Origin of the sequence: Delftia deserti (genome assembly GCF_042653485.1) — a bacterium.
Classification (GTDB): Bacteria; Pseudomonadota; Gammaproteobacteria; order Burkholderiales; family Burkholderiaceae_C; genus Comamonas; species Comamonas acidovorans.
Window position 1 is genome coordinate 3,237,122 of sequence record NZ_JBHSIH010000001.1, and the last position, 14,615, is coordinate 3,251,736.

10 protein-coding genes are annotated in these 14,615 nt (G+C 69.5%); 2 read left to right on the forward strand and 8 right to left on the reverse strand.

Annotated elements, in window-relative coordinates:
- Position 1: 1 nt before the first annotated feature.
- The 3 genes from ACFPFG_RS15660 to purU form a co-directional block, all read right to left on the reverse strand.
- On the reverse strand, positions 2 to 1,513 hold the full coding sequence (locus ACFPFG_RS15660) for an FAD-linked oxidase C-terminal domain-containing protein (protein WP_380110286.1): 1,512 nt from the start codon (positions 1,511 to 1,513) through the stop codon (positions 2 to 4).
- Between the two features lie 142 nt (positions 1,514 to 1,655).
- Complete coding sequence (locus ACFPFG_RS15665) at positions 1,656 to 2,579, reverse strand: LysR substrate-binding domain-containing protein (protein ID WP_183020271.1); 924 nt, start codon at positions 2,577 to 2,579, stop codon at positions 1,656 to 1,658.
- Between the two features lie 19 nt (positions 2,580 to 2,598).
- Positions 2,599 to 3,447: a formyltetrahydrofolate deformylase gene (gene purU / locus ACFPFG_RS15670; protein ID WP_183020270.1), complete on the reverse strand. Its 849-nt coding sequence runs from the start codon at positions 3,445 to 3,447 to the stop codon at positions 2,599 to 2,601.
- 73 nt (positions 3,448 to 3,520) lie between these two features.
- Between purU and ACFPFG_RS15675 the strand changes: the two genes are divergently transcribed.
- Positions 3,521 to 5,476 carry a putative bifunctional diguanylate cyclase/phosphodiesterase gene (locus ACFPFG_RS15675; protein WP_183020269.1) on the forward strand — a complete coding sequence of 652 codons (1,956 nt, stop codon included), beginning with the start codon at positions 3,521 to 3,523 and terminating at the stop codon, positions 5,474 to 5,476.
- Positions 5,477 to 5,567: 91 nt separating this feature from the next.
- Here ACFPFG_RS15675 and hmpA read toward each other — a convergent pair whose 3' ends face one another.
- Entirely contained in the window at positions 5,568 to 6,794 is a 1,227-nt protein-coding gene (gene hmpA, locus ACFPFG_RS15680; RefSeq protein WP_380107334.1) for an NO-inducible flavohemoprotein, read from the reverse strand.
- 120 nt (positions 6,795 to 6,914) lie between these two features.
- Here hmpA and norR point away from each other — a divergent pair, with 120 nt between their 5' ends.
- Entirely contained in the window at positions 6,915 to 8,498 is a 1,584-nt protein-coding gene (gene norR / locus ACFPFG_RS15685; protein WP_197953756.1) for a nitric oxide reductase transcriptional regulator NorR, read from the forward strand.
- Here norR and ACFPFG_RS15690 read toward each other — a convergent pair.
- From ACFPFG_RS15690 to ACFPFG_RS15705, 4 genes are all read right to left on the reverse strand, one after another.
- Positions 8,482 to 9,402 (reverse strand): DMT family transporter, encoded by a 921-nt coding sequence (locus tag ACFPFG_RS15690; protein WP_312370733.1) that lies wholly within the window; start codon positions 9,400 to 9,402, stop codon positions 8,482 to 8,484. The two genes, norR and ACFPFG_RS15690, sit on opposite strands and share 17 nt — an antisense overlap.
- 88 nt (positions 9,403 to 9,490) lie before the next feature.
- A complete protein-coding gene (locus tag ACFPFG_RS15695; RefSeq protein ID WP_380107337.1) occupies positions 9,491 to 9,910 on the reverse strand; it encodes an FKBP-type peptidyl-prolyl cis-trans isomerase in 420 nt (139 codons plus the stop codon).
- Between the two features lie 159 nt (positions 9,911 to 10,069).
- Positions 10,070 to 11,212, reverse strand: coding sequence for a pyridoxal-phosphate-dependent aminotransferase family protein (locus ACFPFG_RS15700; RefSeq protein ID WP_197953758.1), 1,143 nt, complete (start codon positions 11,210 to 11,212; stop codon positions 10,070 to 10,072).
- A gap of 100 nt (positions 11,213 to 11,312) precedes the next feature.
- Entirely contained in the window at positions 11,313 to 14,606 is a 3,294-nt protein-coding gene (locus tag ACFPFG_RS15705) for a carboxyl transferase domain-containing protein (protein ID WP_380107339.1), read from the reverse strand.
- Positions 14,607 to 14,615: the final 9 nt, after the last annotated feature.

Here is a 14,615-nt window from a genome sequence, read left to right on the forward strand (position 1 = left end):
CTCAGAATCTCGGCAGGTCCGGGTGTGAGATCTGGCCGCCGCGCACCAGCATCTTTCCGTACTCGGCGCAGCGGTTGAGCGTGGGAATCACCTTGCCGGGGTTGAGCAGGGCCTGCGGGTCGAAGGCGGCCTTGAGCGCGAACATCTGGTCGTTCTCTGCCGTGGTGAACTGGGTGCACATGGAGTTGAGCTTTTCCACGCCCACGCCATGCTCGCCCGTGACCGTGCCGCCCATGGCCACGCTGGTCTCCAGGATGTCGGCGCCGAACAGCTCGCAGCGGTGCAGCTCGTCGGGGTCGTTGGCATCGAACAGGATCAGCGGGTGCAGGTTGCCGTCGCCCGCGTGGAAGACGTTGGCGCAGCGCAGGCCGTATTTCTTTTCCATCTCCTGGATGGCCAGCAGGATGTCGGCCAGGCGCTTGCGCGGGATGGTGGAGTCCATGCACATGTAGTCGGGGCTGATGCGCCCGCTGGCGGGGAAGGCGTTCTTGCGCCCGCTCCAGAAGCGCAGGCGCTCGGCCTCGCTTTCGCTCACCGTGATGGCCGTGGCGCCCGCGCTGCGCAGCACCTCGCTCATGCGGGCGATCTCTTCCTCGACTTCCTCGGGCGTGCCATCGCTCTCGCAAAGCAGGATGGCCTCGGCCGCGAGGTCGTAGCCGGCCTTGACGAAGTCCTCGACGGCGGCCGTCATGGGCTTGTCCATCATCTCCAGGCCGGCCGGGATGATGCCGGCCGCGATCACGGCGGCCACGGCGTCGCCGGCCTTGCGCACGTCGTCGAAGCTGGCCATGATGCAGCGCGCCAACTGGGGCTTGGGGATCAGGCGCACGGTGACTTCGGTGGTCACGGCCAGCATGCCTTCGCTGCCGACCAGGATGGCCAGCAGGTCGAAGCCCGGCGTGTCCAGCGCCGTGGAGCCGAACTCCACCGGCTCGCCCTCCACGGTGAAGCCGCGCACCTTGAGCACGTTGTGCACGGTCAGCCCGTACTTGAGGCAGTGCACGCCGCCCGAGTTCTCGGCCACGTTGCCGCCGATGGTGCAGGCGATCTGGCTGCTGGGATCGGGCGCGTAGTACAGGCCGAAGGGCGCGGCGGCCTCGCTGATGGCCAGGTTGCGCACGCCGCACTGCACAACGGCCGTGCGGCTGGCCGCATCGACCTGCAGGATCTTGTTGAACTTGGCCAGCGACAGCGTCACGCCCATGGGATGGGGCAAGGCACCGCCCGAAAGCCCGGTGCCCGCGCCGCGCGCGATCACGGGCACCTGGATGGCGTGGCAGGCACGCAGCACGGCCTGCACCTGGGCCTCGGTCTCGGGCAGGCAGACCACCAGCGGGCGCTGGCGGTAGGCCGTGAGGCCGTCGCATTCATAGGGCGTGGTGTCCTCGGCATTCCACAGCAGGGCATGCGCGGGCACATGGCGGGCCAGCGCGGCCACGACCTCGGCCTGGCGCCGTGCGCGCTCGGAGACCGTGGGCTGCTGGTGGGCCGCATCGGCGGCGGCCGACGCCATGGCGCCGGGAGCGAGGCTGGCTGGGGAGCTGGCGGAAGTCATGGGGCCTGACTTTAGGCGATGCCGCCGTCTTTGTGCAGCGGGGCTGCGCTGATGTTTATTGCAACGGTGCGTGAAATCCGTGAAATCCGATATGGGCGCCTCAGCAGGCCATCGCCCTCTTCAACCATTCCGCGAAGGCCGCGCATTCCCAGCGGTCCATGGTGCCGGTACGCCAGCACAGGTAGTGGGCATGGGGGCTGGCCGTGTCCACGTCGAACAGGCGCACCAGGGTGCCGTTGTCCAGCCAGGGCGCGCCCAGCTTGTGGCGCACCAGGGCGATGCCCATGCCGGCCGAGGCCGCGTCGCACATCAGGCCGATGTCGTTGAACTGCGAGCCCTCGTGCGGCTCGGGCCAGTCCAGGCCGGTGGCGCCGAACCAGGTGCGCCAGGGCTCCAGCGGACTGCGCAGCAGGGGCATGCCTTCCAGGTCCTGGGGCTGCTCGAAGGGGCCGTGCTCGCGGATGAAGGCCGGGGAGGCCAGCGGCGTGACCATGTCGCGCGCCAGCTCGATGTGCTCCACATCGGCATAGTGGCCGGGGCCGAAGCGCACCATCAGGTCGGCATCCTCGGCCACCACGTCCAGCAGCGGGATGGAGACCTGCAGGGCGATATCGATCTCGGGATAGGTTTCCGTGAACTGGCGCAGGCGCGGGATCAGGATCACGCGCGCAAAGGTGGGCGTGACCGCGAGCTTGAGCCTGCGGCGGCCCGGTGCCGTCACCTCGCCCGGAAAGCGCTGCAGCGCACCCAGGCCCTCGCGCACGTGGGACAGGTAGGCGCTGCCTTCGGTGGTGAGCGAAAAGTCCGAGCGACCGAACAGCCGCGTGCCCAGGATCTGCTCGAGCTGGCGCACGCGGTGGCTGACGGCGCTGGGCGTGACGCACAGCTCCTCGGCCGTCTGCGTCACGCTGCGCAGCCGCGCCAGCGCCTCGAAAGTAAGCAGGCACTGTATCGGCGGGATGCGGCGGGCGCCGCTGCCGGGCGGGGCAAAGCCGCTGCCGGCGGCAAGGGTCACGTTCGCCATGGGCGGCCGGGAGCCGGGCTCAGCGAAAGACCACGGTCTTGTGGCCGTTGAGGATGACGCGGTGCTCGCTGTGCCACTTGACGGCGCGGGCCAGCACCTGGCTCTCGGTGTCGCGGCCGCGGGCCGTGAGGTCCTCCACGGTGTCGGTGTGGTCGGCGCGGGCCACGTCCTGCTCGATGATCGGGCCTTCGTCCAGGTCGGCCGTCACATAGTGGGCCGTTGCGCCGATCAGCTTCACGCCGCGGTCATGGGCCTGGTAGTACGGCTTGGCGCCCTTGAAGCTGGGCAGGAAGCTGTGGTGGATATTGATCGCGCGGCCCGCCAGCTTGGTGCACAGGTCGTTGGACAGCACCTGCATGTAGCGCGCCAGCACCACGAGTTCGGCGCCTTCGGCCTCGATGATCTCGAACTGCCTTGCCTCGGCCTGGGCCTTGGTGGCGGCCGTGACGGGGATGTGGTGGAAGGGGATGTTGTAGCTGGCCGCCAGCTGGTAGAACTCGCGGTGGTTGCTGATGATGGCGCGGATGTCCACCGGCAGCAGGCCGCTTTTCCAGCGGAACAGCAGGTCGTTGAGGCAGTGGCCTTCCTTGCTGACCATCAGTACGGTCTTCATGGCTTCGGCCTCGGTGTGCAGGCGCCATTTCATCTGGTACTGGGTGGCCAGGTCGGTCAGGGCCGCCTTGAGGGCCGCGGGATCGCAGCCGTTGCAGGCAAACTGCACGCGCATGAAGAACAGTCCGGTGGCCGGGTCGTTATACTGCGCGGCCTCTTCGATGTTGCCGCCCTGTTCGAGCAGAAAGCCCGAGACGGCATGTACCAGACCGAGCCGGTCGGGGCACGAAAGGGTAAGAATATAGGCTTGGGTCATAGCGGCGCAATTGTCGCAGCATGGACACGACCCTGCGCAAGTCACACGTTCTGGGAACGTTCTGAGGAACCACATGCAAGATCAGGGAGAGCAGCCCCGAATACCGCTCTGGGGCGCAATGACCCTGTACGTGTGCGCAGGCCTGCTGTGGCTCTGGGGCGTGGAATGGCTGCTGACGCACCTGCAGATTCCACCCGGGCCGGCGGCGCGGCGGCGCATGCTGTCCTCGGTGGCCCTGGTGCTGGTCACGGCCGTGGGGGGCGGCTGGCTGCTGTGGCGCATGCGCCGTGGGGAGCGCGCGGCCCGCTCCGCCCAGGCCGCCAGCCACGAGGCCGACGAACGCCAGCGCCTGGCCGCTGCCGTGGTGGACAACACCATGGAGGGCGTGGTGGTCACCGATGCGCGCAGCCGCATCCTCTCGGTCAACAGCGCCTTCACGCGGCTGCTGGGCTATACCGAGCAGGAGATGCTGGGCCAGACCCCGCGCATGTTCAAGTCCGGCCGCCATGACAAGGCCTTCTACGAGGCCATGTGGGCCGGCATGCAGGCCACCGGCCACTGGCAGGGCGAGATCTGGAACCGCCGCAAGAACGGCGAAGTCTTCCCCGAGCGCATGTCGCTCAGCGCCGTCAAGGATGCCCAGGGCCGGGTCACCCACTACGTGTGCATGTTTACCGATATCTCGGCCGAGAAGGCGCGTGAGGCCCAGCTCGAATTCCTGGCCCACCGCGACATGCTCACCGGCCTGCCCAACCGCGTGCGCTTCAGCGCCCTGCTGGAGGACGCCGTGGCCGAGGCCGCCGCCAGGCAGGGCGCGCTGGCCGTGATGCTGCTCAACATCGACCGCTTCAAGGACGTCAACGACAGCTACGGCCACGCCATTGGTGACCAGGTGCTGCGCCACATCGCCGCCCGCGTGCACGACTCGCTGGGCCCGCAGGACCTGATAGGCCGCATGGCCGGCGACGAACTGGCCGTGCTGATCAAGGGCATGAGCGAGCGTGGCGACGCCATCGCCCGCGCGCGCCAGCTCATCGCGGCGGCCGGACAGCCCTGGAGCTCGCCCGACGGCCTGTCCGTCATGGCCGGCGTCAGCGTGGGCATCTGCCTGTATCCGTCCCACGCCGGCAATGCCCAGGACCTGCTGCAGGGCGCGCACGCCGCCGTCTACGGCGCCAAATCACGCAGCGGCCGCGCCTGGTGCTTCTTCGAGGAAGACATGACATTGGCCGCGCGCGAGCGCCTGGCCATGGAGGCGCGGTTGCGCCAGGCCATCGGACTGGGCCACCTGCGCCTGTACTTCCAGCCACAGATCGACCTGGCCACCGGCCGCCTGCTGGGCGCCGAGGCCCTGGTGCGCTGGCTGGACCCGGACGAAGGCCTCATATCTCCGGCCCGCTTCATCCCCGTGGCCGAAAGCTCGGGCGTCATCGGCCCGCTGGGCCTGTGGGTGCTGCGCGAAGCCTGCGCCCAGGGCCAGCGCTGGCGCGATCAGGGCCTGCCCGAGATGACCATTGCGGTCAACGTCTCGCTGCACCAGTTCCTGCTCACCGACATCGCCGGCGCCACCGCAGACGCGCTGACCGCCACCGGCTTTGCGCCGCACTGCCTGGAACTGGAAATCACCGAAAGCGCACTGGCCGAGCGTCCCGAGGAGGCTCTGGCCGTCATGCGCCGCCTGCGCGCCCAGGGCCTGCGGCTGGCCATCGACGACTTCGGCACCGGCTACTCCTCGCTGGCCCACCTCAAGCGCTTTCCGCTGGACCTGCTCAAGATCGACCAGGGCTTCATCCGCGACATCCCGCACAGCGCGGACGACATGGCCATCAGCGGCTCGGTGATCGCGCTGGGGCATGCCATGGGGCTCAAAGTGCTGGCCGAGGGTGTGGAGACGGCCGAGCAACTGGCATTCCTGCGAGGCAAGGGATGCGACTTCTTCCAGGGATATCTGTGCAGCAAGCCCATGCCCGCACAGGCGTTTGGGAAGTGGGTGTCGGACAACCAGGGCATGTGGGCCGTGCAGGGCTGATCGCCCGATGCACGGCAGGCCGACCACCGGGCCGAGGCCCGGCCCCTGCTCCATCACTGAGGCCAGGGGAGCCGAGCGAATCGACGGCAAATCAGGCCAACGCCTCCGCCGGCCCGAAGAATTCATAGCGGACCTGCCCTTCCGGCACCCCCAACACCCGCAACGACTCCTTCACCGACCGCATGAACGGCCGGGGCCCCAGGAAATACACATCGGCATCCACCGAAGGCAGCCACTCACCCAATTGCCGGGCGGTCAGCAGTCCCTGCGCATCGACCCCATCGCCCTCCTGCACCCGGTCATAGCAGTAGTACCGGCTGAGCTGCGGATGCACTGCGGCCAGCGCATCCACACGCTCACGGAAGGCATGGACACCGCGCTCACGCGCGCAGTGGATGAAGACCACGGGACGCTTGCTGGGCAAGGCCGCATCCAGCATGGGCAGGGTCGGCGTGATGCCCACGCCGCCGCTGATCAGCACCAGCGGACGCTCGCCGGGCTGCAGCGTGAAGTGGCCTGCGGGCGGGAACAGCTGCAGCGTGTCGCCGACCTGGACCTGGTCGTGCAGGAAGTTGGAGACCTTGCCGCCTGCCTCGCGCTTGACGCTGATGCGCAGGCTGCGGCCATCGGCGGGCGCGGACAGCGAGTAGTTGCGCCGCTGCTCCTGCCCGTCCACCATCAGGCGCAGGCCGATGTACTGGCCGGGCTGGTGGGCGATGACGGGGCCGCCATCGGCCGGCACCAGGTAGAACGAGGTGATCTCGGCGCTTTCCGCCACCTTGTCCTCGACCACGAAGGCACGCTCGCCGCGCCAGCCGCCCTCGGTCGCCGCCGTGCGGTCATAGGCCTGGCGTTCGGCACCGATCAGGATGTCGGCCAGCTGCTGGTAGGCGGCGCCCCAGGCATCGATGACCTCGTCGGTGGCGATCTCGGCGCCCAGCACTTCGCGGATGGCGCGCAGCAGGCAGGTGCCGACGATGGGGTAGTGCTCGGGCTGCACCTGCAGCGCCACATGCTTGTTGATGATCTGGGCGGGCAGGTCGCCCAGGGCTTCGAGCCGGTCGATGTGCTTGGCGTACATGAGCACGCTGTAGGCCAGGGCACGCGGCTGGGCACCGCTTTGCTGGTGGGCCATGTTGAACAGGGCGCGCACCTCGGGGTACTCGCCCAGCATGGTCTGGTAGAAGTGGGTGATCAGCGCCTCGCCGCCGGTTTCAAGCAGCGGGACGGTGGATTGGACGATGGCACGTTGGCGGTCGGTCAGCACGGGAAACTCCTTGGGTACGGGGACGGGCATGCCCGGTGCGATGCCGGACATGCCTTGACAAAGGCAAGTGCCGTGCCAGGACTGCATCCCTTGCAGAACAAGGGTTTGGCGTTTCATGAGTCAATATGACCTTCATCAAATCGAGTCTTTTTGACAGCGATCGCAGTCTTTATGACCACATCCACCGCCCTGCACGCCCTGACCCCCCTGGTGGCCGACCTGGCCCAGGACCTGCCCGAGCGCGAGCGCTTTCGCCGCCTGCTGGCGGCCCTGCGCGCCGTGCTGCCGGCCGATGCCGCCGCCCTGCTGCGGCTGGAGGGCGAGTGGCTGCGCCCCGTGGCCATCGATGGCCTGGTGCCCGATGCGCTGGGCCGGCGCTTTCGCATTGCCGAGCACCCGCGCTTTGCCCAGTTGCTGGCCGCTGGCCAGGCCATGCGCTTTGCACCCGACAGCCCGCTGCCCGATCCCTATGACGGCCTGGTGGCCCAGGGCCATGGACCGCTGGAGGTGCACGACTGCATGGGCTGCGTGCTGCAGTCGGGCGGCCTGCCCTGGGGCCTTCTCACGCTGGACGCGCTGGACCCGGGGCGCTTTGCCGACCCGGCTGCGCTGGCGGCGCTGCAGGCCTTCAGCAACCTGGCAGCGGCCACCGTGACCACGTCCGAGCGGCTGCGCCGGTTGGCGCGCAGTGCGCGCGCCCTGCCCGCGCCCGGCGCCGCCCCGGGGGGCGAGTCATCGCGTCCGCTGATCGGCCAGAGCCCGGCCATGCGCGCGCTGCAAAAGGACATCGCCCTGGTCGCGGCCAGCGACCTCAACGTGCTGGTCACGGGCGAGACCGGCACGGGCAAGGAACTGGTGGCCCAGGCCGTGCATGCGCAGTCGGCGCGTGCGGGCCGGGCGCTGGTCAGCATCAACTGCGCGGCCCTGCCCGACAACCTGGTCGAAAGCGAGCTGTTCGGCCATGTGCGCGGCGCCTTCACGGGCGCACTGTCCGAGCGCAGCGGCAAGTTCGAGCAGGCCGACCAGGGCACGCTGTTCCTGGACGAAGTGGGCGAGCTGTCCCTGGCCGTGCAGGCCAAGCTGCTGCGCGTGCTGCAAAGCGGCCAGCTGCAGCGCCTGGGCTCGGACCGCGAACACCATGTGGACGTGCGCGTGATCGCCGCCACCAACCGCGACCTGGCCGCCGAGGTGGCGGCAGGCCGCATGCGCGCCGACTTCTTCCATCGCCTGAGCGTCTACCCGCTGCGCGTGCCCGCGCTGCGCGAGCGCGACAGCGACGTGCTGATGCTGGCTGGCTTCTTCCTAGAGGAAAACCGCTCGCGCCTGGGCCTGGGCGGCCTGCGCCTGCATCCCGCCGCGCAATCGGCCCTGCTGGCCCAGGACTGGCCCGGCAATGTGCGGGAACTGGAACACCTCATCAGCCGCGGCGTGCTGCGGGCGCTGAGCCGTGCGCCCTCCGCCGCTCCGGCCGGTGGCCGGGCACGCATGGTCACGCTGGGGCAGGCCGATCTCTGGGATGCCGCGCAGCCCCCGGCGACGGCCACCCCGTCCCTGCCCGTCCCACAGGCCGCATCGCCCGGCGCCACCCCCCAAGGCCTGCGCGAAGCCGTGGAGAGCTACGAGCGCCATCTGATCGAAGCCAGCCTGCAGCGCCACCAAGGCAGCTGGGCCGCCGCCGCACGCGAACTGCAGATGGACCGCGCCAACCTGCAGCGGCTGGCGCGACGGCTGGGACTGGTCAGGCAGGACGCCTGAGCGACTTCAGCCACCCATGCCCGCTCACCAGCAACACCCCGGCCAGCACCATCAGTGCCCCGGCCAGGAAGCTGGGCTCGATGGGCTCGCTGAGCAGCCAGGCACCGAAGACCACGCCGAAGATGGGCGTCATGAAAGAGAACACGCCCAGGCGAGAGGCCAGGTATTGCGTGAGCAGCCAGAACCAGACCAGGAAGCTCACGAAGCAGACCAGCACGGACTGGAAGGCCAGGCCGGCCCAGGCCAGCGGCGTGGGCTCGAAGCGGGTCTGTCCCAGCACGAAGGCGGCTGGCAGGAGCAGTGCAAAGCCTATGGCCAGCTGGTAGAGCAGGGTCTGTGCGGCGGGCAGCGATGCCAGCCGCGTGGTGCGGATGGCCACCGTGGTGGCGCCCCAGGCCACGCCGGCGGCCAGCGCCAGCAGGTCGCCCTGCAGCGTGGCGGCGGCGCCCGCCAACGAAGGCTTGCCGCCGCCCAGGAAGGCCAGCGCTATGCCGGCAAAGGCCAGTGCGATGCCCAGCCATTGCAGCGGTGCCAGGCGCTCCGATGGCAGCTTCCAGTGCAGGCCCAGCGCCGCGAACACGGGGGCGGAATACAGGAAGACCACCACATGGGCGGCCGAGGTGTGGTTGATGCTCTCGCCCACCAGCAGGAATTCCAGCGAAAACAACGTGCCCACGGCCAGGCCAGGGCGCCAGCTGCCATCGCCCCACTGCACGCGCATGCCGCGCCAGCGCATGAACAGCCACACCAGCACGGCGCCCGCACCCGAGCGCAGCGCGATCTGCAGCGTGGGCGCAATGTCGCCAGCCGTGGCCTTGAGCAGGATTTGCTGCAGGCTCCAGATCAGGCACAGCATGAGCATCAGCGCGGCGGCGCGCGCGTCCAGCGGTTGGCGTGAGTCCACGGCATATCCCTTTCGGCGACCGTAAAAAAGCCGGCCCGCAGGCCGGCTTTGCATCAAGCGGAGGCTGGCCTGGCCAGCGGGCCCGCCATCACTTGATGCCCAGCAGTTCCACCTCGAAGTTCAGCGTGGCGTTGGGCGGGATCACGCTGCCCGCGCCACGGCTGCCGTAGGCGATGGAGGGCGGGCAGGTCAGCTTGGCCTTGCCGCCGACCTTCATCTTCTGCACGCCTTCGGTCCAGCAGGGGATGACGCCGGTCAAGGGGAATTCGATGGGCTGGCCACGCGTGATGGAGCTGTCGAAGTCCTTGCCCGAGTCGGGGAAGTAGCCGCGGTAGTGCACGCGCACCGTGTCGCTGGCCTTGGGGCTGGCGCCCGTGCCTTCCTTGAGGCTTTCGTAGACCAGGCCGCTGGCCGTGGTGATGGGTTCGGCCGCATGGACAGCCACGCCGGTCAGTGCGGCGAGCATCAGGCCACAGGAGGCGGCCAGGGTGGTGAGGGTCTTGTTCATCAGGGTTCTTTCAAATCAAAAAATGCATTCAACAGCAATGCCATGCCGTGCGGCCTCAAGCGCTGACACTGCCTGAAGGCGGGACGCCGAGCAAGAGCCGCCTCGCGGCGGGGGCGCCTAGCCGAGGGCGTCGTCCCCTGGGGGAAGCGGCGCAGCCGCTCAGGGGGTGCCATTTACACCAATGTCGTCCAGCGCTTTGGCGATGTGGCCGACGGTGCGGTCCACGTTGTGCCATTTTTCCAGGCCGAACAGGCCGATGCGGAAGGTCTTGAAGTCCGGGCCCTCGTCGCACTGCAGCGGAACGCCCGAGGCGGTCTGCAGGCCGGCTTCCATGAACTTCTTGCCGCTCTGGATGCCGGGGTCGGTGGTGTAGCTGACCACGACGCCGGGGGCCTTCCAGCCTTCGGCAGCCACGCTGGGAAAGCCGCGCGACTCCAGCAGGGCGCGCACCTTGGCGCCCAGGGCGATCTGCTCGTCGCGCACCTTGGCGAAGCCGTAGGCACGCGTCTCCAGCATCACGTCGCGCAGGCGCACCAGGGCGTCGGTGGGCATGGTGGTGTGGTAGGCGTGCTGGCCTTTTTCGTAGCCCTCGGCGATCTGCATCCACTTCTTGAGGTCGCAGGAGAAACTGGAGCTTTTCGTGTGCTCGATGGCTTCGCGCGCACGCTGCGAGAGCATGACCATGGCGCAGCACGGCGAGCTGCTCCAGCCCTTTTGCGGCGCGCTGATCAGCACGTCCACGCCGGTCTTTTCCATGTCCACCCACATGGCGCCCGAGGCCACGCAGTCCAGCACGAAGAGCGCGCCCACCTCGTGCGCAGCATCGGCCACGGTGCGCAGGTAGCTGTCGCTCAGCAGGATGCCGCTGGCCGTCTCCACATGGGGGGCGAACACGACCTTGGGTTTTTCAGCGCGGATGGCGGCGGCCACGTCCTCGGCTGCGCAGGGCGCCCAGGGATCCTGGCTGCCCGGGCCCTGGCGGCGCGCCTTGCAGACCACGGCACCACCGCCCAGGCCGCCTTCCTCGAAGATCTGGGTCCAGCGGTAGCTGAACCAGCCGTTGCGCACGATGAGCACCTTTTCGCGATTGGCGAACTGGCGCGCCACGGCCTCCATGCCGAAGGTGCCGCTGCCCGGCACCAGCACGGCCGTATGGGCGTGGTAGACCTCCTGCAGCGTGGTGAGGATGTCCTGCATCACGCCCGCGAAGCGCTTGGACATGTGGTTGAGCGCGCGGTCGGTGTAGACCACCGAGAATTCGAGCAGGCCGTCGGGATCGATATCGGGCAGAAGTCCGGGCATGGGGAGGTCTCCAGAGGCAGCGGGGCCTGCACGGCAGGCCCGCCATCATGTTCGTCGAAAAGGCGGCCAGCTTAGCATGCCGCCCGTGGCGTTTCAGGGCCTACCAGGTGTCCACGAAGCCGGCCTGGGCAGGCGCAACGCGCCCCCCCGCCAGGCCGCGCGACAGCCAGGCGCGCGTGTCGGCGGGGTCGATGACGGCGTCGATCTCCAGCGTGCCGGCCATGTGCATGGCCTCGCCGTGGGCGTACTGCTGGGCCAGCAGCCGGTCGAACAGGGCGTTGCGCTCGGCGCCCTCGGGCAAGGCCTCCAGTTCCTTGCGAAAGCCCAGGCGCACGGCGCCTTCCAGACCCATGGCACCGAACTCGCCCGTGGGCCAGGCCACGTTGAACACAGGCGCATGGAAGCTGCCGGCCGTCATGCCCATGGCCCCCAGGCCGTAGCCCTTGCGCAGCACCACGCTGAAATACGGCACGCGCAGCTTGGCAGCGGTGACGAACAGGCGGCTGACATGGCGCACCTGGGCGGTCTTCTCGATCTCGGGGCCGACCATGAAGCCGGGAGTGTCCACCAGGCTCACGATGGGCAGGCCATGGGCATTGCAAAGCTGCATGAAGCGCGCGGCCTTGTCGGCCGCATCGGCATCGATGGCGCCGCCCAGATGGGAGGGGTTGTTGGCCATGAGCCCCACGGGCCGGCCTTCGATGCGCGCCAGCGCCGTGTGGATGCCTGCGCCAAAGCCCGTGCGCAGCATCAGCAGACTGCCTTCGTCCACCAGATGCGCCATGGCCGCACGCGTGTCGTAGGCGCGCAGCCGGTTCTCGGGCACCACATGGCGCAGGACGCGCGTGTCGGGCGCGGTCCAGTCCGCCGTGCGACCCTGGAAGAACGACAGGTAGTGGCGCGCCGCGGCCACGGCTTCGGCCTCGTCCTCGACCAGCACGTCGATCACGCCATTGGCATGCTGCACGCTGCTGGGGCCGACCTGCTCGGGCCGGAACACGCCCAGCCCGCCACCCTCGATCATGGCAGGCCCGCCCATACCGATGCAGCTGGCGCGCGTGGCGATGATCACGTCGCTGCAGCCCAGCAGGGCCGCGTTGCCCGCGAAGCAGCGGCCGTGCGTGATGCCGACCACGGGCACCTGGCCCGACAGCGCCGCATAGGCGGCGAAGGTGTGCACATGCAGGCCGGCGACCACGGGGGTGTCGGTGTCGCCGGGGCGGCCGCCGCCGCCTTCGGCGAACAGCACCACGGGCAGCTTCTGTGCCAGCGCAATGCCCAGCATGCGGTCGGTCTTGGCATGGTTGCGCGCGCCCTGGGTGCCCGCCAGCACCGTGGCGTCATAGGACATGACGACGGCGCGCGAACGCTCCTCGCCAAACTGCGCGCCGTTGATGGAGCCCATGCCCGTGACCATGCCGTCGGCCGGCGTGTTGGCGATCAGGTCTTCCATGCTGCGCCTGCGTGTCTGCGCGGCGATGGCCAGCGCGCCGTATTCGATGAAGCTGCCCTCATCGCAAAGGTCGGCAATGTTCTCGCGCGCACTGCGGCTGCCCTGGGCATGGCGCTTGGCCATGGCCTCGGGCCGGGCGGTGTCCAGCGTGAAGGCATGGCGGTCGATGACGCGGCGCAGGTCGGCACGGATGTGGTCGGGGTCCTGTGCGGACTGCTGCGCGCGTGCGTCGGCCTGCACGCCTTCGGCGGCGGCCAGCACCAGCAGGGGCTGGTCCTGGGCCACATAGGCACCGGCCTCGGCCAGCAGTTGCGCGATGGTGCCGGCCTGCGGCGCCAGCAGCACATGCTCCATCTTCATGGCTTCGAGCACGCCCAGCTCGGCGCCTGCGGCCACGGCATCGCCCAAGGCCACGCTCCACTGCACGATGCGCGCGGGCATGGGGGCCGTGATGGCGCCTTCGGGGACGGGCGCGCCAGCAGCCTCGGCCGCCGCCGGAACCTCGGCGGCCACATCCGTGCGGCGCGCGCCTTCGGCCAGCGCCTGGGCGTCCGCCACCAACTCGGGAAGGGCCTCTTCAAGCCAGCGTGTATGCACGGCCTGCGACGCCATCTCGGGCCGCCGGGCCAGCGCCTGCAGCAGCGGCAGGTTGGTGGCCAGGCCGTCGATGCGGCATTCGGCCAGCGCGCGGCGCGCGCGGCGCAGCACGTCTTCAAAGCGCGGCGCGCTGCTGTGCACGATGAGCTTGGCCAGCAGCGTGTCGTAGTGCGGCGAGGGGCTGGTGCCCGCGACCGCATGCGTGTCGATGCGGATACCGGGCCCGGCCGGCCACAGCAGTGTGCCTATGAGGCCGCTGCCGGGGCGCGACTGGCCTGCGGCATCGAGCGTCTCGGCATTGATGCGCCACTGCATGGCATAGCCGCGCGGCGCGGGCGGCGTCCTGGCATCCAGGCCCAGCTCGCCCAGGTGATCGCCCGCCGCAATGCGGATCTGGGCCTGCACCAGGTCGATGCCGAAGACTTCCTCGGTGATGGTGTGCTCCACCTGCAGGCGCGGGTTGGCCTCGATGAACACATAGGGCAGGGAGTCGGAGGCGGCATCGACCAGGAACTCGAAGGTGCCCAGGCTCTCGTAGCCGATCTCGGCCGCCATGCGCAGCGCGTCGCGCGTGATGCGCTCGCGCAGCGGCTGCGCCAGGCTGGGGCTGGGCGCGATCTCCACCAGCTTCTGGAAGCGCCGCTGCAGCGTGCATTCGCGCTCGCCCAGCGCGATGGGGCCTGCGCCGCCGTCGCCCAGGATCTGTACCTCGATATGGCGTGCGCCCGTCATCAGCCGCTCCACATAGACGCCGTCCACGCCGAAGGCGGCACGTGCCTCGCTGCGGCAGCGCTCGTAGGCGGCAGGCAGGTCCTCGGCGCGCGCCACGGCGCGCATGCCGCGCCCGCCGCCACCGCCGATGGCCTTGACCATGATGCCGCTTGCGCCCCCGGCCTGCTGCGCCTCGAAGAAGGCCTGGGCCTGTTCCAGCGTAACGGCCTCGCTGCTGCCCGGCATCAGCGGCACGCCGCAGCGGCGCGCCAGATCGCGTGCGCGTGCCTTGTCGCCCAGCAGTGCCAGGTGCTCCGGCGTGGGGCCGATGAAGCGCAGGCCCGCATCGGCACAGGCCTGGGCAAAGCCCGCGTTCTCGCTGAGAAAGCCGTAGCCGGGATGGATGCCGTCGCAGCCGTGCTCGCGCGCAATGCGCAGCAGGTGGGCGCCGTCAAGGTAGGCCGAGGGGCCGCTGGAACCCAGGGGCACGGCCGCATCGGCAGCGGATACATGGGGCGCCTGCGCATCGTCCGCGGCATGGACCGCCAGGCTGGGCACGCCCAGCTCGCGCAGCGCGCGCACGATGCGCAGCGCGATCTCGCCGCGGTTGGCAATCAGGATCTTCTGGAACATGGGACTTCG